This window comes from Geobacter grbiciae, from assembly GCF_018531165.1.
Classification (GTDB): Bacteria; Desulfobacterota; Desulfuromonadia; order Geobacterales; family Geobacteraceae; genus Geobacter; species Geobacter metallireducens.
In genome coordinates this window covers 1-22,417 of sequence record NZ_JAHDIW010000012.1, presented here as the reverse complement: position 1 = coordinate 22,417, position 22,417 = coordinate 1, and the positions used below count along the sequence as shown (strand labels likewise).

The 22,417-nt window shown below is 61.1% G+C and carries 19 protein-coding genes and 1 riboswitch; of the genes, 4 read left to right on the top strand and 15 right to left on the bottom strand.

Annotation, left to right across the window (positions count from 1 at the left end; genetic code table 11):
• Window positions 1-30: 30 nt before the first annotated feature.
• Window positions 31-2,826, top strand: a complete 2,796-nt coding sequence (locus KJB29_RS13935; protein WP_215735048.1) for a phosphoenolpyruvate carboxylase — start codon at window positions 31-33, stop codon at window positions 2,824-2,826.
• 27 nt (window positions 2,827-2,853) lie between these two features.
• On the opposite strand, the gene KJB29_RS13930 is transcribed toward KJB29_RS13935, so the two are convergent.
• The 9 genes from KJB29_RS13930 to KJB29_RS13890 all read right to left on the bottom strand — a co-directional run bounded on the left by KJB29_RS13930 (window position 2,854) and on the right by KJB29_RS13890 (window position 10,068).
• On the bottom strand, window positions 2,854-3,294 hold the full coding sequence (locus tag KJB29_RS13930; RefSeq protein ID WP_215735047.1) for a GSU0071 family protein: 441 nt from the start codon (window positions 3,292-3,294) through the stop codon (window positions 2,854-2,856).
• Window positions 3,295-3,383: 89 nt separating this feature from the next.
• A complete protein-coding gene (locus KJB29_RS13925; RefSeq protein ID WP_215735046.1) occupies window positions 3,384-3,575 on the bottom strand; it encodes a hypothetical protein in 192 nt (63 codons plus the stop codon).
• Between the two features lie 230 nt (window positions 3,576-3,805).
• Entirely contained in the window at window positions 3,806-4,246 is a 441-nt protein-coding gene (locus KJB29_RS13920; RefSeq protein WP_215735045.1) for an MOSC domain-containing protein, read from the bottom strand.
• Window positions 4,247-4,273: 27 nt separating this feature from the next.
• Window positions 4,274-5,254 carry a GTP 3',8-cyclase MoaA gene (gene moaA, locus KJB29_RS13915; RefSeq protein WP_215735044.1) on the bottom strand — a complete coding sequence of 327 codons (981 nt, stop codon included), beginning with the start codon at window positions 5,252-5,254 and terminating at the stop codon, window positions 4,274-4,276.
• Between the two features lie 25 nt (window positions 5,255-5,279).
• Window positions 5,280-6,395 carry a bifunctional molybdenum cofactor guanylyltransferase MobA/molybdopterin-guanine dinucleotide biosynthesis adaptor protein MobB gene (mobAB, locus tag KJB29_RS13910; RefSeq protein ID WP_215735133.1) on the bottom strand — a complete coding sequence of 372 codons (1,116 nt, stop codon included), beginning with the start codon at window positions 6,393-6,395 and terminating at the stop codon, window positions 5,280-5,282.
• A gap of 62 nt (window positions 6,396-6,457) precedes the next feature.
• The gene (locus tag KJB29_RS13905; RefSeq protein WP_215735043.1) at window positions 6,458-6,985 is read right to left on the bottom strand and encodes an HPP family protein; all 528 of its coding nucleotides are present in this window, start codon (window positions 6,983-6,985) and stop codon (window positions 6,458-6,460) included.
• 89 nt (window positions 6,986-7,074) lie between these two features.
• Entirely contained in the window at window positions 7,075-7,524 is a 450-nt protein-coding gene (locus KJB29_RS13900) for a PAS domain-containing protein (protein WP_004514009.1), read from the bottom strand.
• 88 nt (window positions 7,525-7,612) lie between these two features.
• Window positions 7,613-8,539, bottom strand: coding sequence for a 4Fe-4S binding protein (locus KJB29_RS13895; protein WP_215735042.1), 927 nt, complete (start codon window positions 8,537-8,539; stop codon window positions 7,613-7,615).
• Between the two features lie 71 nt (window positions 8,540-8,610).
• The gene (locus KJB29_RS13890; protein ID WP_215735041.1) at window positions 8,611-10,068 is read right to left on the bottom strand and encodes an ammonia-forming cytochrome c nitrite reductase subunit c552; all 1,458 of its coding nucleotides are present in this window, start codon (window positions 10,066-10,068) and stop codon (window positions 8,611-8,613) included.
• A 291-nt stretch (window positions 10,069-10,359) separates the two neighbouring features.
• On the opposite strand from KJB29_RS13890, the gene nrfH reads away from it, so the two are divergent.
• The 3 genes from nrfH to KJB29_RS13875 all read left to right on the top strand — a co-directional run bounded on the left by nrfH (window position 10,360) and on the right by KJB29_RS13875 (window position 13,443).
• Window positions 10,360-10,821, top strand: coding sequence for a cytochrome c nitrite reductase small subunit (gene nrfH / locus KJB29_RS13885; protein ID WP_004514006.1), 462 nt, complete (start codon window positions 10,360-10,362; stop codon window positions 10,819-10,821).
• An 11-nt stretch (window positions 10,822-10,832) separates the two neighbouring features.
• Window positions 10,833-12,299 (top strand): ammonia-forming cytochrome c nitrite reductase subunit c552, encoded by a 1,467-nt coding sequence (locus KJB29_RS13880; protein ID WP_215735040.1) that lies wholly within the window; start codon window positions 10,833-10,835, stop codon window positions 12,297-12,299.
• A 193-nt stretch (window positions 12,300-12,492) separates the two neighbouring features.
• The gene (locus tag KJB29_RS13875; protein WP_238378962.1) at window positions 12,493-13,443 is read left to right on the top strand and encodes a hypothetical protein; all 951 of its coding nucleotides are present in this window, start codon (window positions 12,493-12,495) and stop codon (window positions 13,441-13,443) included.
• A gap of 107 nt (window positions 13,444-13,550) precedes the next feature.
• Here the strand turns inward: KJB29_RS13875 and KJB29_RS13870 are convergent, their stop codons facing one another.
• The 6 genes from KJB29_RS13870 to KJB29_RS13845 all read right to left on the bottom strand — a co-directional run bounded on the left by KJB29_RS13870 (window position 13,551) and on the right by KJB29_RS13845 (window position 22,300).
• On the bottom strand, window positions 13,551-16,301 hold the full coding sequence (locus tag KJB29_RS13870) for a hypothetical protein (protein WP_011365648.1): 2,751 nt from the start codon (window positions 16,299-16,301) through the stop codon (window positions 13,551-13,553).
• Window positions 16,302-16,472: 171 nt separating this feature from the next.
• Window positions 16,473-16,549, bottom strand: a riboswitch (cyclic di-GMP riboswitch).
• A gap of 93 nt (window positions 16,550-16,642) precedes the next feature.
• Entirely contained in the window at window positions 16,643-17,656 is a 1,014-nt protein-coding gene (locus KJB29_RS13865) for a DUF2169 family type VI secretion system accessory protein (RefSeq protein ID WP_004514002.1), read from the bottom strand.
• A gap of 48 nt (window positions 17,657-17,704) precedes the next feature.
• The gene (locus KJB29_RS13860) at window positions 17,705-19,762 is read right to left on the bottom strand and encodes an esterase/lipase family protein (protein ID WP_004514001.1); all 2,058 of its coding nucleotides are present in this window, start codon (window positions 19,760-19,762) and stop codon (window positions 17,705-17,707) included.
• Complete coding sequence (locus KJB29_RS13855) at window positions 19,763-20,767, bottom strand: T6SS immunity protein Tli4 family protein (RefSeq protein ID WP_004514000.1); 1,005 nt, start codon at window positions 20,765-20,767, stop codon at window positions 19,763-19,765.
• Between the two features lie 33 nt (window positions 20,768-20,800).
• Window positions 20,801-21,514, bottom strand: coding sequence for a DUF4150 domain-containing protein (locus KJB29_RS13850; protein ID WP_004513999.1), 714 nt, complete (start codon window positions 21,512-21,514; stop codon window positions 20,801-20,803).
• A gap of 30 nt (window positions 21,515-21,544) precedes the next feature.
• Window positions 21,545-22,300 (bottom strand): hypothetical protein, encoded by a 756-nt coding sequence (locus KJB29_RS13845; RefSeq protein WP_246561495.1) that lies wholly within the window; start codon window positions 22,298-22,300, stop codon window positions 21,545-21,547.
• Window positions 22,301-22,417 lie beyond the last annotated feature (117 nt).

The following is a 22,417-nucleotide window of genomic DNA, read 5'->3' as shown; positions in this document are numbered from 1 at the left end:
GGGACACAACCATCACCGGAGGATGAAATCATGGCGGAACGAGAGCTGTTCTGGAAGGCGGACGACCAGGCCGTGCGGCTGAACGAGCTGATGACCCTGGACCCGGCCCTGAAGGATATCCCGCTGCGGCGCGATGTCCGCTCCCTGGGTCGGTTGCTGGGTGAGGTGATCAAGGAGCAGGCGGGGCCGGCTGCCTACGATGCCGAGGAAGAGCTCCGTCGGCTGGCCATCAGCCATCGGGCACTCGCCGACCAGGAGGAAGCGGTCCTCGACAGCCCCGCCGAGCAGGAACTCCAGGAACGGGCCGTCAGGATCGTGGGAACGATGACCGTGGCCGAGACCTACCAGATCGTCAAGGCCTTCGGGACCTTCTTCGAGCTCACCAACCTGGCGGAGACCAACCACCGGATGCGCCGGCGCCGGGCCACGCAACTTTCACCCGCTGCCCCCGTGAAGCCCGGTTCCCTGCTGGGCACCCTGATGCGGATGCGGGATGGGGGAATAACGGCCGAAAAAGCCCTCGATCTGCTGCGGCAGGTGGAGATCATGCCGGTCTTCACCGCTCATCCGACGGAAGTGGCGCGGCGTGTGGTCCTCTTCAAGCGACGCCGGATCGCCCGGGAGCTGGCGGAGCTTGACCTCCTCCCCCTGGCCGGCGACGAGGCTGACCGGCGACAGGAGGCCATCTTCGCGGAGATCACCGCCCTCTGGCAGACGGACGAGGTGCGCCGCCGTCCCCAGGGGGTGACCGACGAGATCAGGATGGGGCTCGACCACTATCCCGGCTCCCTCATGGCGCCCCTGGCGGGCCTCTATGAAGAAATGGCCGAGGATTTCCGCCAGGTCTACGGCGCGGACCTCCCCGATGCTGCCTTCCCCACCGTAATCCGCTTCGGCTCCTGGATCGGCGGGGACCGGGACGGCAACCCCAACGTAACGGCCGAGTCCACCCGGCACGCCCTGGAATCAGCCCGGCAGATGATCCTCGCCCGCTACCTGGACGGGGTGGAGGAACTGAAGGAGCTCCTGACGCCGTCAACCAACCGGGTGGCGGTCTCGCCACAGCTCCGGGAGGCCCTGGAGCGCTATGTCGCTGCCCTGGCCGGAGCCGCCGCGGAAACCGGCATCTACCCCGAGTGCGAGCCATACCGGAAATTCCTCCGGTGTGTCCACCACCGCCTCATGCAGACCCGCGACGGGGAAGACCACCCCGACGCCTATCCCGATGCCGGTACCTTCGCCGCCGACCTCATGCTGGTGCGCACAAGCCTCGCCCAGGGGGAAGGGGAGCGGCTGGCCCGCCGCTACGTGGACCCGCTCCTGCGGCAGGTGGAGACCTTCGGCTTCCACCTCCACGCCCTCGATATCCGACAGCATGCCCGGATCCATGCCCGGGCCGTGGCAAAGCTTGCCGCCGGCGCCGGCAGCTGCGGGGAGGGGGTCCACCCCGTCCCTCCCCCCCCGTCCGCCGAGACCACCGAACTCCTCGACACCCTCCGGGCCGTGGCGAAGCTGAAGCAGCACTACTCCCCCAGGGCAATCAGGAGCTACGTCATCAGTGGCGCCTCCTCGGCCCGGGACACCCTCTCCCTCATCTGGCTCATGGAGCTCTGCGGCATCCGCGTGGCCGCCTCGCCGGACGGGAAGGACCCGGGGGTGATGCCGGTCCCCCTCTTCGAGTCCATCGAAGACCTGCGCCACGCGCCGGAGATCTGCCGCGCCCTCTGGTGCTCGCCCGAATACGGGCCGTTTCTCGATTCGTGGGGACGCCGGCAGGAGGTGATGCTCGGCTATTCGGATTCCAACAAGGACGGGGGGATGTTCACGAGTACCTGGGAGATTCACAAGGCCCACCGTGATCTCCAGCGGGTGGCCCAGGAGTGCGGGGTGCGCCTGCGCCTCTTCCACGGCCGCGGCGGCACCGTGGGGAGGGGGGGCGGCCCCACCCACCGGGCCATCATCGCCCAGCCGGCCGACGGCTTCTCCGGCGCCCTCAAGATCACCGAGCAGGGGGAGGTCATCAACTGGAAATACTCCGACCCGTCCCTGGCGAAACGGAACCTGGAGCTGATGGTGGCCGCCTCCCTGGAGACCCTGGCCCGCGCCGGCCTCGTGGAGACACGGCCCGAACCGGCATGGGAGGAAGCCCTGGAGGAGATGTCGGGGAGCGCCTTCGCCTTCTACCGGGAGCGGATCACCGGCAACCCCGACATCCTCCCCTACTTCGAGCAGGCCACGCCGGTCCTGGAATTCGAGCTGGCGAAGATCGGCTCCCGCCCCGCGCGCCGGAGCCGGAGCCGGGACATAGCGGAGCTGCGGGCCATCCCCTGGGGCTTCGGCTGGATACAGAGCCGCCACGTGATACCGGGGTGGTTCGGGGTCGGCTTCGCCCTGGAGCGCTTCGCCGCCGGGGGGGAGGAACGGATGGAGCTCCTCCGCTCCATGATGGGGCGCTTCCCCTTCTTCTTCGACCTGATCAGGAACGTGGAACTGGCCCTCACCAAGGTGGACCTCCCCCTTGCCCGGCTCTACGCATCCCTGGTGACCGACGCTGACGTCCGGGAGCGGGTTTTTACCATGATTGTGGAGGAATACCAACGGACCCGGCGGATGGTTCTGGCGGTCACGGGCCAGGCGCGGCTTCTGGAAAAGAACCCGGCCCTGACCGCGTCGCTGCGGCTGCGGAACCCCTACATCGACCCCCTGAGCATGATCCAGATCGAGCTGCTGCGGCGCAAGCGGGCCGGGGAAGAGAGCGACGAGCTGAACTACGTCCTGGCGGCCACCATCAACGGCATTGCCGCGGGGCTGCGGAACACGGGGTGACAGGGCCCGGAGGGAAAGGAAAAAGGGTTACACTGCCCCCCTGGCCTCACCTTCGGCAAGCTCCAGGATCTCCCGGTAAATGGCGATCATGACCCCTGCCTCACACCATTTGCGGGCAGCATGGCAGAGGAGTGAACCGGCATGAACCAGCGTGCCGGCAAAAACCGCTATTCCGACAGGCCACAACTCTTCCGAATTCATCAGGTAGCAACTGGCCGCGCCTACCACAAGCATGGACAGAAACCACGCCAGTTCCGGCCCTTTCAGCGGGTTCCCCATGACCTTGAGATAGTCGATGTAGTAGCATAGCAACCCCTCCACCTTTTTCATGAATTCAGCCAGATCGTCTCCCCCGTACTTCAGGTACGCGTAGGAGAGGAATCGTGTCGCGGCTGGTTGCTTTCCCTTGTTCATCATCCGTTCATGGACATATTTGTCGATCGCTTCGTCAATGGCAGTCACATTCATGGCCCTGTTCCTCAACGTTCTGTTCGGTCTCGCAGGAAAAGGAAAGGCCACTTCCCGTCAGCGAAGTGGCCTTGTTGTGTTAGTGTCTCCTAGTCGAGATAGTCGGAACCATTGCTGAACCATCCTATGACTGGTCGCGTTATCGGGTCGCAGACCTTTCCCGGGTCATCGGTCCGTGCCCCGCAGTGACCGCACTCCACCCTGACCGTGCCGGACCTGTGGGGCTCGCCGTTACTCTTCAGGGTGCAGAGATGTTTGTCGTGATGTTTGCTCCCGCACATACATTACCTCCTGTAATGGTTCGATACTGTCCCTGTTCGAACGGCGCTCAGAGGCCGCAGAACATGGCCTCACCCTTCCGTTTAGCAAGGAACCTACCAAAAGGGCAAAAAACCATGGATTCCGCAACTGTCTATTTTTGTGCGATTTTTTCAGGCAGGGATATTCAGGAGGGAACGACCTGATTCAAAGGGTATTACGTATGGGTAACATGCGGGGAGAAACGGTAACATTACCCCCCGCGAACCACGGCAATCGGATCACCCGGTTTTACCACCCCGCCGGTGATGACCCTGGCGAAGATCCCTTCCTTGGGCATGACGCAGTCGCCGGCCTGGTGGTAGATGGCGCAGCGGGTATGGCACTCCTTGCCGATCTGGGTCACCTCCAGGAGCGTTTCCCCCACCGCGAGCCGCGTCCCCACCGGGAGCGCGGGAAGGTCGATCCCCTCGGTGGTGATGTTCTCGGCAAAGTCGCCGCTGTCCACGTCGAGCCCCATCTTGCGCATCTTTTCGATGCTCTCCGCGGCCAGGAGGCTCACCTGCCGGTGCCACTCCCCCGCGTGGGCATCGCCCACAATGCCGTGGTTCTCCCGAAGCTCCACGCTCGCCACCGGCGTCTTCCGCTCACCCTTGTTCTCGCTGATGCAGACGGCTATCACTTTTGCAGACATATGAACCTCGCGGTTAGTAACGTAGTCCTACCCACCAATCTTCGCCATGGAGAAGGCCGCATGCTCCGCCTTCTCCCCATCCATCCCATGGCGTGCCGGCTTGCATCCCACCAGCCGCCGCAGGGCATCCTCCAGCACCGCCGGGGCGTTCTCCCCCAGAAACGGTTTCAGGTCAAGCCCCTCGTCGGAAAAGAGGCAGCTCTTGGCCATGCCGGTGGAGGTGACCCGGATCCGGTTGCATTCGCCGCAGAAGTGCCCCGAAACAGCGGAGATGACCCCGATGGTCCCGGCGGCGCCGCAGATGCGGAAATCCCGCGACGGGCCGGCCATGTCCCCCCTTTCCACCGGCTCCAGCTCGTGACTGGCGGCTATCCGGTCGAGGACCTCCTGGGCCGGGATGCAGAGCCGCTGCCAGTTCTCCTCCCGGGTGGCCGGCATGTATTCGATGAAGCGGACCGTGTAGGGGTGGTCGAGGGTGAGGCGGGCGAAATCCACCACCTCGTCGTCGTTCACCCCGCGCATCACCACCATGTTGATCTTCGGGGGGGGGAAGCCGGCAACCACGGCCGCGTCGATGCCGGCCAGGACCCGCTCCACATTGCCGGTGCGGGTGATGTCGCGGAACGTCTCCGGCTTCAGGGAATCGAGGCTGATGTTGAGGCGTTGGACCCCGGCCCGGCGCAGATCCGCCGCCATCTCCGGCAGGAGGATGCCGTTGGTGGTGAGGACCAGCTGCCGCAGTCCCGGCAGCGCCGCGATTCCGGCCAGGAACGGTACGATCCCCCTGCGGACCAGGGGTTCGCCGCCGGTGATCCGGATCTTCTCGATGCCGATGGCCACCGCGGCCCGGGCAATCCGGGAGAGTTCCTCGTAGGAGAGGATTTCGCCGTGGCTCAACATCTCCACCCCCTCGGCCGGCATGCAGTAGCGGCAGCGGAGGTTGCAGCGGTCGGTGACCGAGAGGCGGAGGTAGTTGATCCTCCGCCCATGGCTGTCAACGAGTTTCATCGGTTTCCTCGAAAGATGCCATCCATCAGGCTGCACCCGCGGCAAGGAACGTCCGCTCCACAAAGTCGGCCAGCTGGGCCGGATTGTTCAGGTCGAAGACCGGCACGTCCAGCGCCAAGGCCGCGTCGCTGGCCACAGCCACGAGGGTGGGGTCGTGCTCCTCGCCCCGACAGAGGAGCGTGGCGCTCCGTTCCATCCGGTGCACCTCGATCTTCGGCAGGCCGCTCTTCTTGAATCCCTCGGTCAGGACGATGTCCACATCGCCGAAGTAGGTGGCGAGGAGATCATCGAGGGAGGGGGCTTCGTCATACTTCTTCACCAGCGCCAGTTTCTCCGGCGAGGCGATGAGCATGGTGTCGGCCCCGGCCGCGGTGAGGCGGTGGGAATCCTTTCCCGGATGGTCGATATCGAAGCGGTGGGCGTCGTGCTTGATGACCCCGATCCGGTATCCCCGTCCCTTCAGCTCCGCAATCACCTTTTCGAGGAGGGTCGTCTTGCCGGTCCCCGATTTTGCCACAAACGATACCGCCTTGATCGCCATCCCTTCCTCCTTGTTTCGAATGGTTTCAAACTCTTCCGGGGTGTTGACGTTGACGAAGGTCCGCGCCGGCGTCACCAGGTCGGCCAGCTCCGCCTGTTCCACGTAGCGGGTCCGCACCTCGGGATAGAAATCGTAGATCCGGTAGTTCCCCTCCCGGAGCATCCGTTCCATGGCCGGGAGACATCCGGTGCCGTAGACGGCAAAGAGGGGTTCGCTTCCCCCCACGGTGCGGGGGACCACCACGTCGAACCCTTCCCGCAGGGAGCAGAGCCGGGCGATCACCCGCGGGTCGGGCCACGGCACGTCACAGGCCGAGACGAACACATGGGGAGTCCCCGCCCGGACCAGGCCTGTGTAGAGACCGCCCAGAGCGCTTCCGGGATGGATATCGGGAAAGACCGGCAGACCGTAGGATGCGAACCGCTCCCCGCGATCACCCACGAGGAGGGTCCGCTCGAAGAGAGGGCGAAAAGCATCGATGACCCGCTCCACGAGGGGTTTGCCCCCAAGGGGGATGAGCGCCTTGTCGCGCCCCATGCGACGGCTCCGGCCGCCGACGAGGATCACGCCGGCGACGTCTGACAGGAGCCGGATATCCATGGTGAAATTGTAAAGGGGGGAACGGGGGGAGTCAAAGGTATTTTCCCTCGTCGCCGCCACCATTACCACCAGTACTTGGGATACTGCCGGTGGTGGACGATGTTGTTGGTGAAGAGGGCGACCGTCAGGAGGATCAGTACTCCCACAAGGATCGGGTCGATGAGGTAGGAGGCCCCCACGTGCCCCTGCACCCCGAGGAGGGCAATGGCGCCCCCCGGAGGATGGACGGTTCGGGTGACATACATGAGGAGGTTTGCCAGCCCCACCGCCAGGGCAATGGCCACGGGGCCACTTCCGCCGCAGGCCACCACCGCCACGGCAACGGCGGCGGAAAGGAGTTGCCCTCCTATCAGGTTACGGGGCTGGGCGAAGGTTGCATCAGGGGCACCAAAGAGGAGTACCGCCGAAGCCCCGAAGGAGCCGATCAGGTAGGGGTGTCCCGCCATGCGGGTCACGGTGAAAATGGCAAGGATTCCCACCGTACTGCTCAGAAAGCCCCAGATGGCGTACTTAAGCGACAAAGGGGGCGAGGAGGGCCGTCCCCCCCGCCCCCTCATCTTGCGGGGAAGTTGCACGATCCGACGCTTCATCGGTCGCTTTCGCCGTATAGCGGTCGGAAAAGAGCGACGACCGCCACGAGCCCCCAGCAGAGGGCGTGTGCTGCAATGAAGTATTCCACCTACCCGTTCCTCTCCGCCTCGTGCCGCTCCAGTTCCGCCAACCGCTCCTTCATGGCCTTTTCCTTCTGCCAGCGCTCGGTCACGTCGCGGATGATGGCGCCGCTGCCGGCCATGGCTCCCTCGCAGTCGCGCACGAGCGCCATGGAGAACTCGGTGGAGATGCGGCCGCCGGCGCTGCACAGGGCCGGCGCCGACAGGAGCTTTGTCCCGTAGTGGGTTTCTCCTGTTTCCATGACCCTGCGGTACCCTTCCCAGTGCCGGGCCCGGAGGTTCTCGGGGATGATGAGGTCCAGGGACTGCCCAACCGCCTCGGCGGCGGTGAAGCCGAACATCCGCTCGGCCCCGGGGCTCCAGATCCGGACAATTCCTTCCCGGTCGGCGAAGATGACGGCGTCGGGGACTCCTTCAGCGATGAGGCGCAAGAGCTTGTCGTTCGTAGTGTCTGGCATGGGACCACCTCCTGTTTTTGCTACCTTACGAGATAATACGGTACCTGTTCCTTGACCTGCGTCAAGCTGTGCCGAATTTATTGCGGCCTCAATGGCTCAGGTACGGCACCATCGGTATGAGCCGGCGATAGTCGTCGGCGGAAAGGGAGCTGTGCCAGTTCCCGGTGGCCATGCCGGTGCCGATGCCGGCGACGAAGAGGAGCACCACCAGGGCCGGGAAGACCCAGGCGGGAAGGGGGCGGCGCCAGAAAGGGGGCGCCATCCGGAGCACGTCACGCTCGGGACAGCTGGCCACGCAGGTAAGGCAGCCGGTGCAGCCGGCCGTATCGCGCCGGATCTTGAAGGGGCTCAGGTAGCTCGCCACCCCCAGGAGCGCGCCATAGGGACAGAGGTAGCGACACCAGGCATTTTTGTAAAAAAACGACAGGCCGGTGAGAATGGCGAGGATCACCACCGTGGTGGCCGACATGTTGGTGAAGAAGTGGAGCATCTTCACATCGCTCACGGCCCAGTAGGGGGCATCGAGAAAGGCCGAAAGGGCCAGGGCCGGCATGTCGATGAGGATAAGCTTCACAAAGAAGAGCAGGAGGAGGTACTTCACCCCCCGCAGCGCGACGTCAAGCCAGGGCCAGACGCGGAAGTTGCGCCCGAAGAGGCGCCGCCCCAGCTTCCAGGCAGCCTCCGAAAGGGTCCCCACCGGGCAGAGCCAGGAGCAGAACGATTTTTTCGCCACCAGGCTCATGCCGACGATGGTGAGGAAGATGACCAGCGCCGCGGGGTGGACCGGGTTGACGGTCCCCGTGGCGAGCCAGAGCTTCGTGCTGGCCAGGGCGCCGATGGGAAGGAACCCCTCCACCCCCGGCGGCCGGGTGACCAGCGGGGTGGCTCCCCCTGTCTCGAAGTGGCGGACAAAGGCGCCGAAGCGGATGCCGATGACGACTACCCAGGCGAAAAAGCCCCACTGGACCAGGGCTCGCCAAGTGGGGATGCGTGAGTGAAAATTCGGTTTGTTCATTGGTACCTCGTTCGGAAAAGGGCGGAGCCGGCAGATTGCTCTACCGGCTCCGGTTCCCATTCCCGTTTTCTTTACTTCCCCGCAAGGGGGTCTTTGATCTCGTGCTCGGGCTTGAACATCAACTTCTTGCTTCCGCGATTGTTCACGTACTTCTCCAGTTCCAGGTCGACCTTTGCGGGAACCGTCACCCCTGCCTTGGCCAGGGCCTGCCGCAGGAGCCCGTCGGCCTTGCCGGCGTGCATAGCCGCATCTTCCAGCACCCGCGTGGCCTCGGTCGGGTTGTGGAAGCCAACCGAGTTCTCGGCGCCGATAAAGACCACCCGGTAGAATGCCTCTTCGTAGTGGTCCTTGGCCTGGGCGTAGAGGGTCTTATCGATCTGTTTCCCCTGGGCCCCGGCCTTGTTGGTCATCTCGAAGAGCTTGGCCACGGTGGCGGTGGCATAGCCCGTCCGGATGAACCGGGACATGGTGCGGTCTTGGATGGCGTAGACCTTGCCGCGGAGCTGGTCCGGGGTCTCGGTGTGGCACTGGGCGCAGGCCTTGAGGTCGTTCTTCAGGGGGCTCATGACCCGGTGGTCGGAAACCTTCTGATTCCCCGCGGTAGTAGAAGGCATGTGGCAGTCGGCGCAGGAGACACCCGCCTGCCAGTGGGGGCTGTTGTTGGAGAAAAGCTCGAACTCGGGGTGGCGGATAAAGGCCAGTTTGAAGCCGGTCACTCCCTGGGTCCACTCGCCGTTAGCCGGACTGCTCCGGAGCTTTTTGATGATGTTCTCGATGGTGATGCCGCCGTAGGTGCTGCCGTCCCAGGGGAAGTAGACATCGGTGGACTTCATGTTCCCATCCTTGGGGATGGCATAGGTGACGTGGCACTGGGCGCAGACGAGGGTCCGCTTGTCCTGGGCCGAGAGCTTGGCCCGGTCGACGCCGAGCTTCTCCAGGGCCTTGCCGAGGGTGAAGCCACGGGAAATCTTCAGCGACAGGTCACTGCCGTTGTGACAGTCGATGCAGGTCACACCGAGCATCTGGTGTTCCTTGGGAATCTGGGCGTGAACTTCCTTATAGGGCTTCGAGAAGTAGTCCTTGCCGAGCCGCTGCTGCAGCTCCGGCGCATAGGGGGTCTTGCAGGTGAGGCAGGAGCCGCCAGCCTTGAGCCGTGCCGGGTCCACCTCGAACTGGTCATGGATCATGTAGGCGTGGCCCCGGGGCTCCTTGTACTCGACGCCGAACCCCCAACCGTTATAGAGAAGCGCCAGGAAGGGGTACTCATCCAGCTTGTCGTAGAAAACCCCGTCCTCGTCATACCCCTTCTTGTAACGGCTTTTGCCCGTCGGGGTCGGCTCCTCGGTCTTTTTCCAGAGCTCGTACTGGGCCGGATAGGCCTTTTTCCATCCGGCCGGATCGATGGTCCCGTCGGCGACGCTCGCCGATTTGTCCTGTTCCACCTTTTTCGGGGCACACCCCGTACCGACCGCCGCCATTGCGGTAAAAGCCGTGACGGCGGCCCACCGCTTCACATTACTCATCAGCATTTCATTCACCTCTCTTGCTCCTTTCGTGGGAGATTTGCATCCTCTGGTCCTGCCCCTTTCATCATGTGCCGACAAAATGTGCCGCAGCTGCCGGGAGCAGCCCAGACCCCGGATGTGCCGGTTGCTCCCTGACGTGAGCGTCCGACCTTCATTAGAATACGACCTCTTCAATTAGTCGCTTTGACATAAGTCAAGGGGAAGAATTTCACCGTTGCGAGGCGAAGATTGGAAGATATACTGTTAGTCACATATCATTACAATCGGCACATCACCAAGAAGGAGGTGAACGATATGGGATTGCCCGGGACCGGAAACCAGGCCATCTACCTGGCGATCGGCGTAATCGTAGCGGCGGTGGCGCTCTTCGTGCTTTTCGGGCCGCCGAAGCTGCTGGCCAAATCGGACACCCCCGACTTCTGCGTCGGGTGCCACCCCATGGAAAATGAATACGAGGCATGGATCCACACCGGTGCCCACCGGCGGGTCAAGTGCGTCGACTGCCACCTCCCCAACGAGAACCTCGCGGTCCACTATATCTGGAAATCCATCGACGGCGCGAAGGACGCCATCTTCTTCTATTCGGGACACGTGCCGGAGATCATCAGGCTCTCGAAGCACGGAGAAGAGGTTCTCCAGAAGAACTGCGTCCGCTGCCACGACACCACCGTGACCCACATCGATACTGAACGCCAATGCTGGAAATGCCACCGCCGCGTCTCCCACACGCGGAGCGGGGCCATGGAAACCTTATAGGAGGCTCAACAATGAGACGACTGAATCCTGTTGCACCCCTGATCGCGCTGGCTGCCGCGGCAACCCTGTTTGTCCTCGGGGGATGCGCCCCGGAGAAAGCCCAGCCGGTAAAGACGGTCCAGATCCCCGATGGCGAAGTCGACCCGGCCGTCTGGGGCAAGGCCTATCCGACCGAATACGAAATGTGGAAAAAGACCGAGGAGCCGGAGCCTCCTGGCAAGAGCAAGTACAAGCGGGGTTTCGACGCCGATCACGTCACCTACGACAAGCTCTCCGAGTTCCCCTACATGGCACTCCTCTTCAACGGCTGGGGGTTCGGCATCGCCTACAACGAGCCCCGGGGCCACGCCAACATGGTGCGAGACCAGTTGGAGATCGACTCGGCCCGCCTCAAGGCGGGGGGCGTCTGTCTCACCTGCAAGACCCCCTACGCGCCCAAACTCGAAAAGGAGATGGGGATCGACTACTTCAAGACCCCCTTCAAGGATGTCCTCGCCAAGATTCCCGAAAAGCATAAGACCCTCGGGGTGGCCTGCATCGACTGCCACGACAACAAGGACATGAGTCTCAGGATTTCCCGGGGCTTCACCCTCGGAGAGGCCCTGAAGAAGCTGGGGGTCGACCAGGCGAAGCTGTCCCGCCAGGAGATGCGGAGCCTCGTCTGCGCCCAGTGCCACGTCACCTACAACATCCCCAAGGACGCCGACAAGAAGTCGACCGGGGTCTACTTCCCCTGGCAGGGAAGCAAGATGGGGAACATCTCGGTCGAGAACATCATCAAGCAGATCCGCAGCGATGCCAGCGTGGGGGAGTGGACGCAGACGGTCACCGGCTTCAAGCTGGGCTTCATCCGCCACCCCGAGTATGAGCTCTTCTCCAACAACAGCGTCCACTGGAAGGCCGGGGCGGCCTGCACCGACTGTCATATGCCCTACACCCGGGTCGGCGCCTTCAAGGTATCGGACCACCGGGTCATGAGTCCCCTAAAGAATGACATGAAGGCCTGCATCCAATGCCACACCGAAAAACCCGAATGGCTCCGGGACCAGGTCATCGCCATCCAGGACCGGACCGTCTCCCTCATGCTCCGCTCCGGCTACGCCACCGCAACCGTGGCCAAGCTCTTCGAGAAGGTCCATGCCGCCCAGGCCCAGGGAAAACAGATCGACAAGGCCCTCTACGACCGGGCGAAAGATCTCTATGAGGAAGCCTTCTACCGCTGCGTCTTCATCGGCGCCGAGAACTCCGTCGGCTTCCACAACCCCACCGAGGCCATGCGGGTGCTGGGGGACGCCACCGCCTTCGCCACCAAGGCCGAGGCCCTGCTCCGTCAGGCCCTGGCCAAGGCCGGCGTCGATGTGCCGCTCACCGTCAACCTGGAGCTGAACAAGTACCTGGATCAACGGGGCGAGAAGAAGCTGACGTTTGACCCGAAGGTGGAGATCAAGGACCCCTACGGCGTGCAGGTCCGGTTCTGATCCGCTGCTGACGCCGATCATGGGCTAAGAAAGCACAGGCCGTCCGGGTGTTCCGGGCGGCCTTTGTGTTACCTGATGTTTTCCGCCTAAAGGTCCTGTTTGACAGCTTGGCAACAGGGGATAAACTTGTTGTGCTTCAGACGAAATGGAGGACGATATGCGGAAAATTTGCTGCGGAGTCGTTTTACTGTGGATGCTGTTGTGCTCGGTGACTTCGGTCCCGGCCCAGGTGAGCATCGGCATCGGCTTGCCCCATGTAAGCATCGGGATCAACCTGCCGCTCTACCCGGACCTGGTCCCGGTGCCGGGCTACCCGGTCTATTACGCGCCGCGGGTGGCTGCCAACTATTTCTTCTATGACGGCCTGTATTGGATTTACTACGACGACGACTGGTACGCCAGTTACTGGTACAACGGCCCCTGGTGGATCGTGGAACCGGACGTGGTTCCGGTCTACATCCTCCGTATCCCCGTGCGCTACTACCGGCATCCCCCACCGTACTTTCACAGGTGGCGGCCGGATGCCCCTCCCCGCTGGGGCGAGCACTGGGGACGCGAATGGGAGCATGAGCGAAGAGGGTGGAACAAGTGGAAACGTGGCTCGGCTCCTCCCCGCGCCCCGCTGCCTGTCTACCAGCGGCAGTATTCGGGAGATCGGTATCCCACGGTGGAGCAGCAGCAGGCGATACGCCGCGAGCATTATCGTTACCAGCCGCGCGACAAGGCGGTCCGCCAGCACTTCCAGCCTCGGGGAGAGAAGGGGGCACCCGCGACTTCCCAGCGGGAACAGCGGGAAGAGCGCCGCATGAGAGCCCCGGAGCAGCAAAGAGGCCCGAGAGAAACTTTGCCCGTGCAACGGGGAAAACAGGAAGAGCGTCGGATGAGAGCCCCGGCACAGCAGAGAGAGCAAAGTGCGCCGGTTCCCGGCCAGAGAGAACGACGGCAGGAAGAGCGTCGGATGAGGGCACCGGAGCAGCAGGGCGGTCCCTCGCAACGTCCTCCCCAGCAGCGCCAGGAGCGGAGGGATATCCAGCGCGAGACGCCCAGGCCTCAAGAACAAAGAATGCAAAACCGGGAGCAACCGCAAAAACGAGGTCAACAGCAGGAACAGCGCCAGATGAGAGAGGAAGAACGGGGCCACTGACGCGGCATGAGGACGCCCCGGCGTGTCGCTTATCCGTCATGCCAGCGAAAGAAAAAAGCCACCCCGTCGGGGGTGGCTTTTTTCATCTACGTCACTACTGGTACAGATTAATCATCATCGTGGTCATACCCGGGACGGTAAATCACGTTACGAGTGACCGTGCTCTTGTTGCCTGCCGCATCCGTGGCAATGACGGTAATGGCATACAGCTTGGGAGTGGTGAAAACGAGACGCTGCATGAATACGCCATCATCAACTACAGGGATGTAGGTCTTGCCGTCCATGATAATCTTGACGGCCACTTTCTCGTTGTCGACAACCGTCCCCTTGAGGACCAGGTACGGATACTTGGTGGTAATGTCCTGATTGGGGAAGGTAACCGCAAGTGCGAGGTTATTGCTCACGCCGCTGTAGGTTACCGTCCTCTTGGCGGTTGTGATGTTGCCGGCCAGGTCGGTGGCGCTGATGCTGATGGTGTTCACACCTTTCACCAGATAAACGGTGGCGGTATACGAGTTGCCGCTGATGGCAGCGGTTTGCGGGGCGCTGCCGTTGACGCTGACGCTGACGGTGGAGGTTTCGCTGATGGTGCCGTTCAAGGTAATGAACGACTGGGTGGTGGTGCTGTTGTCGGCCGGCGCGGAGACCGTCAGAACCGGCGCGGCCGGGTCATAGGTTATGGTGCGGATATCGGTCTTCTGGGTGCCGGCATTGTCGGTGGCGACGACCGTTACGGTGTTGGCGCCGGACTGGAGTGACAGTGCATAGCTGAAGGAACCATCCGGATTGACGGTAACGGTCTGCCCGTTGACGGTTACGGACTTGATGCCGGCGGCATCAATGGCGACGCCGCTGATGTTCAAGGTTCCCTTGTTGGTGTACGAACCGTTGGCCAGGGCGGATATGGTCAGGGTGAGGTCCGCAGGGGCGACGGTAACCGTCACGCTGGCGCTCTTGGAGAGGGAGACGTTGCCTGCTGCATCCTTGGCCCAGGCGTAGAAGGTGTTATTGCCGGCCACGGCGGTCACGCTCGTGGGGGCAGTGGCGCTCCAGCCGGTGGCGGATGCCGCCGGTGCCGTGGCGCTGGTGGTGATCAGGTAACCGGTGACGCCGACGTTGTCGGTGGCGGTAAAGGAGCTGACCGCAACGGTGAGGCTCGTAGAAGTGGCCGGAAGGGTAAAGGCGCTCACCACCGGGGCGGTGGTGTCAGGGAGCGTTACCGTCACGCTGGCGCTCTTGGCGAGGGAGACGTTCCCTGCTGCGTCCTTGGCCCAGGCGTAGAAGGTGTTATTGCCGGCTACGGCGGTCACGCTCGTGGGGGCGGTGGCCGTCCACCCGGTGGCGCTTGCTGCGGGCGCGGTGGCGCTCTTGGTGATCAGGTAGCCGGTGACGCCGACGTTGTCGGTGGCGGTGAAGGAGCTGACCGCAACGGTGAGGCTCGTAGAAGTGGCCGGAAGGGTAAAGGCGCTCACCACCGGGGCGGTAGCATCAGGAAGGGTGACCGTCACGCTGGCGCTCTTGGCGAGGGAGACGTTCCCTGCTGCGTCCTTGGCCCAGGCGTAAAAGGTGTTGCTGCCGGCCACGGCGGTCACGCTCGTGGGGGCGGTGGCCGTCCACCCGGTGGCGCTTGCTGCGGGCGCGGTGGCGCTCTTGGTGATCAGGTAGCCGGTGACGCCCACGTTGTCGGTGGCGGTGAAGGAGCTGACCGCAACGGTGAGGCTCGTGGAGGTCGCAGGCAGGGTGAAGGCGCTCACGACCGGGACGGTGGCGTCAGGGAGCGTGACCGTGACGCTGGCGCTCTTGGCGAGCGAGACGTTGCCCGCTGCGTCCTTGGCCCAGGCGTAAAAGGTGTTGCTGCCGGCCACGGCGGTCACGCTCGTGGGGGCGGTGGCCGTCCACCCGGTGGCGCTTGCTGCGGGCGCGGTGGCGCTCTTGGTGATCAGGTAGCCGGTGACGCCCACGTTGTCGGTGGCGGTGAAGGAGCTGACCGCAACGGTAAGGCTCGTGGCGGTGGCCGGAAGCGTGAAGGCGCTCACGACCGGGACGACGGTGTCAGGAAGGGTGACCGTCACGCTGGCGCTCTTGGCGAGGGAGACGTTCCCTGCTGCGTCCTTAGCCCAGGCGTAGAAGGTGTTGCTGCCGGCAACAGCGGTGACGCTCGTGGGGGCGGTGGCGCTCCACCCGGTGGCGCTTGCTGCGGGCGCGGTGGCGCTCGTGGTGATCAGGTAGCCGGTGACGCCCACGTTGTCGGTGGCGGTGAAGGAGCTGACCGCAACGGTGAGGCTCGTAGAAGTGGCCGGAAGGGTAAAGGCGCTCACGACCGGGACGGTGGTGTCGACCGGAGCCACAACGGTGAACGAATTGGTATTCACCGACACCTCGCCATGGGCGCTCGCGGTCGGATTGGTAGAATCATAACTGTTGCCGAACCAGGCAGCTTTCCAGGTGTACGTTCCCGGGACAGTCGGCGCCGGCGCACTCAGGGTCGCAGGGAACGTTGTCGAGTGCCCCATGCCGCTATCGTTGCCGCTCGATATGGCCACCTGCTGATTGTTCTGGTCATACAGGATGGCCCTGACCCAGCCGCTCTGGCTGCCGCCGCTGATGGTTACCGATACGGACTCTCCGGGGGCATAGGACGTTTTGTTGGTGGCGCCTTTCAGCGACACGGGGCCGTGGTGGTGGCATCCATTGCAGGTAGCGGCCACCGGTGCCGCATGGCAGCCGGCACAATTGGTCGTGAAGTACGCGGGATAGGCCAGCGCCTCCGTCCCCTTCAGCTGAAACGCTGTCAGAGCGCCTGCTCCCAGAGCCGCGACAAAAAGGAACTGCGCTGACGTCTTACTGACAATCTTCATTTTGACTCCTTTCATCCCCTGATCTCAAAAAATGTTCTCGTTCTGCTTTCGCTCAATCGATCGGTACTGGGAATTTTTCTTTTCTGGCGCATGATCTCCTTTTATCCCGGTTGTGGTTCCGACCCAGGATTTTGGACACAAAAAAGCCGGGGCCGCATATCTGTGAGATATTTCGGCAACCCGGCTGTCTCGAAGAGACCCTGTAGGCTTTCCGCCCCATCCTCGCGGATGGTTGAGTATTATCGTCTATCCAATTGAATTTGTCTTAAATCAATTGGTCACAAGCTAGCAATTTAATATCAGCGCCGTCAAGAAAAAAATCCACAATGGTTACTAATGGGTTACAGGCCACCATAACCGACACGGACACCGTACACGTCATGGATTTTTCCGTGAACGTTCTGATGGCCGCGCCAGACGAGGACAAGCCGTTCCTCATCCGGCTCGACGATAACCGTGCCCAGCCGCATCTCCAGTTCCAGGACCGCCGCTCTGATCTGCACCGAGACGCTCGGCGTTCCTCCAGGCAGCTGAAACTGAAGCCTTCCGGCCCGGGAAGCGTTTTCCACAAGCACCTGCTCCGTGCCCGCAAGATGCCGGGCCGTTGTCAGACCGGGCGCAGCGGCCAAATAGAAGCGCGGGTCCAGGTCGTCAGGCGGCAGAGGGCTTACATACTTTCGCCACTGGTCGTCATAGGTGCCGGCATAACCAGCCCGCGGGAACCAATGGGGCGGGATCGGTCCGAACCCCACCGGTTTGGGACGATCCGTTGGCTTTTTGATGAGATGGGCCGGGTCCTCCAGATTAGGCAGCCGCAAGCCGTCGATCTCCAGCTTCGTCTTTCGTGCCAGAAGGCCCGTCCCCACCGGATTCTCCAAGCAGAACTCGTGCTCCTTCGGCTCGGGCCAGCTTGTGTCCGACCCTCCAAAGGCCCGCTCCCAGACGAGGGGAATCTTCTCGAACGGCGCCGGTTTTGACATCGAGACCATTCCCAGGCACTTCATCCAGATCCGCTCACCGAAGACCCGCACAGTCTTTCGCAATGGCCCCACCCCGAAGGTGACGTCCACAGAGCCAACTCCGACCTTAGGCGCCCAGGCGTAACCGAGAAGGATGCAGTCGGTGCCCGGCTTTTCCAGAATCAGGTCCGTATCGTAGATGAGGCTCGATGCCGCGGGATCGCCGAGGTAGCGTGGCTCAAGTTGAATGGGCACCTGCTCGCCAGCTATCGAGAGTGCCCCATTCCTCCCGATGCGCCAGGTTCCCTTGACGACGACGAGGAGGGTTTCAGCGCCGTTGCGGTCGGTAAGGATGTTGTGGGAGGCGATGAGGGGGGTGGAATTGAGAAGGTCCATACGAACACCAATTATCGGTTATTACTTCCACTACCTCGTGAACGCGGATTAGTGGAGGCCAAGCGCTTTCCGGCCCAACTCTCGCACCATGTTTTCAATGGCGGTAACGGTTATGTGGGTGGCGCTTCGTGTCTTGTAGATTGGTTCATGTCCACGGTCAAACCACCCTTCATCGAAGTCGGGCGGGATTTGGGGCTTTGTGCGGGGGGCCTTCTTTTCGACAAATTTCCCCTCATTGCCATCCACGTCACCGATGGCAAACGTCCTGTTGGCTCCAAGTTTGAGTGCTTTCGCCGATGACTCGGGGACGGTTCCGTCGCCGGCACCATCCGGGGTTTCCAGGGTAATGAGGAATGCAACCTCCGCCGGAGAACCGTTTTCCTTGAACACCAGGAGATCGGATTCATCGACTTTGTCGCGGTAACCGCCGCGATCGATGAACCGCTTATCATCACGAACCACCAAACCGATAGCGGTAGTGGCAGCCTTCTTGGCGGCATTGATGCCGATGGCTTTCGGCATGCCGGAGGCTATCCGGGGCAATGCGTTGGGAAGGCCCTTCGCCGCTTCGGCCATGGCGCCCGGCACCTGTTTTGCCGCGCCGGCAAGTCCCTTCGCGGCGGTCACCAGTTTGCTCGGGTGCAGTACGTACTCTGTCAAGGATCCACCGGCAAACGGCTTTGCCAGCGTTGTTTTGGCGGCGCCGGCCACAGGCTTGGTCAGTTCTCCCCTGGCCGCATCGACCGCCGCACCGACGCCCTTGCCGAGCAGATCTCCCTTAACCATGTCGATGATTCGTTTTCCCTTGCTTCTCAGGGTATCCCGCATCCGGGTGAATACCACCCGATCAGGGCTGGCTATTCCGGTGGAGTAAAACTGGTAGGTGTTGGGATGGACCTTGCCGCCAAGGGCGTCGTGGAAGGATTCGGCCTCTGTTAGATATTCACCATAATTAATCCAGGAAGTCTTACTGCGGTATTTTTTGTTTGATTTGACTTTCTCTCCAGGATTTAGCCACTCCGGATTGACAAGACGCCAATAGACATCTTTCGCTCGGTAAATTTCCTTGTATGGGTCCGACTTCGGGAGATTCCGACGCTTTCCCGATTCGTCTCTGAGCACCAGCCACTGGGCACAGCCGTGATTATCTCGATAACGCTTGTTGGGCAGCAACTGCAAGCCTCCGGGCATATTGCCGAGTAGTGCCGTCACTTCCCGCCCATCCGTGCCGAGCACCCATGCGGTTATATTGCCCTTGCCGAAACTGATTCCAGGGGCGAACTCAACTCCCTTGGTAACCAGGGTGTTCCATTTGTGAGCTGCAGCGCGCTTGGGCGTTTTCAACCAGTGCATCGGATCGGTTTCGGGAATCGTGTGGGGCCGCTCGAAGCCCCCCTTCATCCGCCAATAGCCGGCCGGTGAACCGTTGGCCGGCTGCACGCCGTGAATGACACCGAGAACCTTATTGTCGGCGCCGCTTAGTTTGCAGGCGGCCCGAGCTACAAGGCCCCCCATGGAGTGGGTGACGAGGATTACTTTTTCACACTGACGCCCCATGCCGCGATATTTGGTTATCACGGCATCGATGTAGCCGGCGAGCCTTTCACCGGCCAGCCGGTTGGAAGCAGTCCAGTTGTAGCCAAAAGCATGAACCGGAAATTCGGCAAAAAGGTTTACGGTCCGGTCCCACTGGCGCGTCTGCAGTTCCTTGATGATCGTCCCGTAACTGCTCCACAACACCCCTCCCCAACCGCGGTCGGCCCGATGGGTGTCGTACTGGTGTGCAAAATACTTTTTGTTATGTCTGCCATCGTCATTGATTACTCTCAGATATTCAGGAGAGAATTCCTTTCCAACAAGCATGGCCTTTTTTGTTTGAGCCGTGGCAGCCTTGAATATTCCATATTTCCAAAGCATCCAACCAGGTCTGTCAGGGTCCCATATCCTTTTGTTGAAACGATTTTTTAGCCTGCTCCCCATGATGCCAGGGATGAAAATAATAGGAATGACCTTGCGATCAAAAGCAATGCGCTGCCGTGCATCAGTTTTCAGCTCTGAAATCGGTCGCACTAACTCCTCATGATTGACCTTAAGGGTTGTTGACATTTACTTACCTTTGTAAAGCGATTTCATGGAGCCAAGAATCGCATCCCAAACTTTCAACTTCTCTTCAACCCTCCCATCGGGACTTTCCATCTCGATTTGAATCAGAGGGTATTCCCCGGAGTCTTGTTTTCCGGCATATTCCCATCCGAAATGTAACTCCGATTCTCCGCCGTCAGTCAACCTCACGACAAGCTCTTCCCCTTCAAGTCCAGCCACATTTTTCTTACGGGCACGAATTTTTTTTACATCCACCGTCGGTGCAAAGTTTGTTGATATTGCAGCAGCAAGTCGCTCAACAGGGCCTGACTCTTCGACATTATTGGTTTCAGTCATTTCTATTTCTAGCATCAAATCCAAAGGATGCCCTTCAAATCGAACATAGCTGGATTCCTGTTCGAGGTAGGGAAGTGTTATGTTTCCATAAGCAGTATGAAAAGAATCGACTTTATCTTGTTTCATTGGCTCGTAGTTTCTGGCAATTTCGAGCAAGTCATCAAACATTGGTTCCTCGTATTCAATTAGTCCTTTGATTATAAATATTGCGCCAACTTGGCCATAATCTGCCATTATCATCCAGAAACCGTCTTTGCTACTCATGTCATTCCCGTAATACAAGACTCCTTTGGACCACTTGCCTACCGACAGACTTTCCTTGGTTTCAACAATGATTTTCTTTATTCCACGCGGGGGTCTATTGCTGTTTATTTCCGCAATTCTCCTTGCCCAGGCTTCCTTGCGCGCCTCTTCCCTGTCTACGTTCTTCGGCCAGAGAAACTCCTCGATTTCCGCGTACCGGAACTCATGGGTTCGCCCCGCCTCTTTCATTTCTGTCGGCACATCAATGGAGAACCGTCCGATGTTATAGGTATTCATCCCCTTTTGTGCTCCTTTCCCGGGTTCTTTGTGATCTGATCCGTTTCCAGCGCTCCCTTTGCACGCGGTAAAGGAAACGGTTAGTATAGTTGCAGTTATGACAAGCAGTGCTCTTCTGAATACAGTTTTCATGGATCCCTCTTGGTTCAAACAATTGTGTCCGAATCAGCTCGTCTTGTGATTCCTGAACGCAGCCCCTTTGGATGATTGTTTTTCACTGACTGACCTTTCCGTGAGTTTCTCTTTGAGGTCATTGCGGTCAAATTCAAGGGCGTACCCACCCTGCGGGACGTATTCCTGGATTCCAGTGTAGGGTTCGCTCTTAGCTACAGTGATCGTTTTGGGGCCGTTCAATGAGTATTTGAGATCGACGAGCGGCTGGGTCGTCCGGCCCGTGACCACATCGGGGTGTTCAAACACCAAGGCGACCGACAAGAGATGGCCTTGCGCCTGCTTGCCCCGTGCCCTCGCATTTCCCTGCTGCAGTGGCGCGGGTGGGGTGTTTCCCGCAGCCGAGAGGTTGCTCACCATGGGGTCAAGCCGTCGGCAGACCGGCTTCCCATCGGCAAAGACATCACTGGAATAGTTGACAAACTTGGCCTTCCCTTTGGTAATCCCGGAGGAAACACCGCCGACCTTCCCCGGTTCGTCGCCGGTACTTTTGGAGAAAACCGACCCCTTGAGCATGATGGGGTTGCTGTCCATGGCAACGCTGGTACTCCCCTGGCTGGTATCGGCGGAAACCGCGATATTGGTGTAGGGAATCGGCACTACCGAAGGCCCCATGGGGGTAAGGCAGACATCGGGGCCAGTGGTGAGCACGCCCCCGCTGTCTTTGTGGACGACGGTCTGACCATTGACGATTACGGTTGCCGACATGCTTCTTTCTCCTTGTGCCGGACGTGGATATTAACCGGCAAGTTGAGCACGGAGCTGTTCAATAAAGCCCTTCCGTTCTTCGTGGTCACCGTGCTCCAGGCAGATGACCCGTCTGGCGCCCGATTCATCGGAGGTGCTGAGGGCAAGGGTCCCCCGAAACCCTGGATGGAAGGCGAAACGCCCCAAGGCGTCGGCAAGGAGAAGCGCTCCCGTGGCCTTGCCGCAATCCCCGGCGATGAAAGCGGGATGCCGCAGTTCCGGCTCCCGATCACCATCGATAAAAATCCGCCCCTCGGTGTAGGCCCAGTCAAGGGCACGGTGCCGGTCACCGTTAAGGTCGGCGATGACCGTTACGACACCTTTTCCTCCATCCCCGTGAGGAGAAATCGCTTCAAGGAATGCGTCGGTGAGTCCCCGCCCGGTAGAGGGAATGGGACCGTGCCACAGATTGGGCTCCGTCCCCCGTCCCCATGACGAAAGAATGGCCAGAACCGGCGCATTGCGCCGCCGCGCGGCGGCTTCCCGTTCAAGTAGAACAGCTCCCGCCGCTTCTCCGGCAATGATCCCTTCGGGAGTCAATGAGTCTTTCAACACATCCTCATCACAAACTGACATGAGCCAGGAAGTAGCGCAGAGGGAATCGACACATCCGACCAGAATACGCTCAGCATTTCCCGCCAAAAGCTCACCTCCGGCCTGGATGATCCGTTCAAAAAGCGAGCAGCGGCCAAGCTCGATCGGCTTCTGGCCATGCTCAAGGGAGAGGCCGGGGAATGCCTCCTGCAAGAGAGAAGGGAAAAGATGCTGCTCATAATCGATAAAATTACCTGATTAGCGTCGATCTTCCGCTGACGCCTGATGTGACATTTGCTGTCGCAGCATGATGATAACTTCATGGCATCT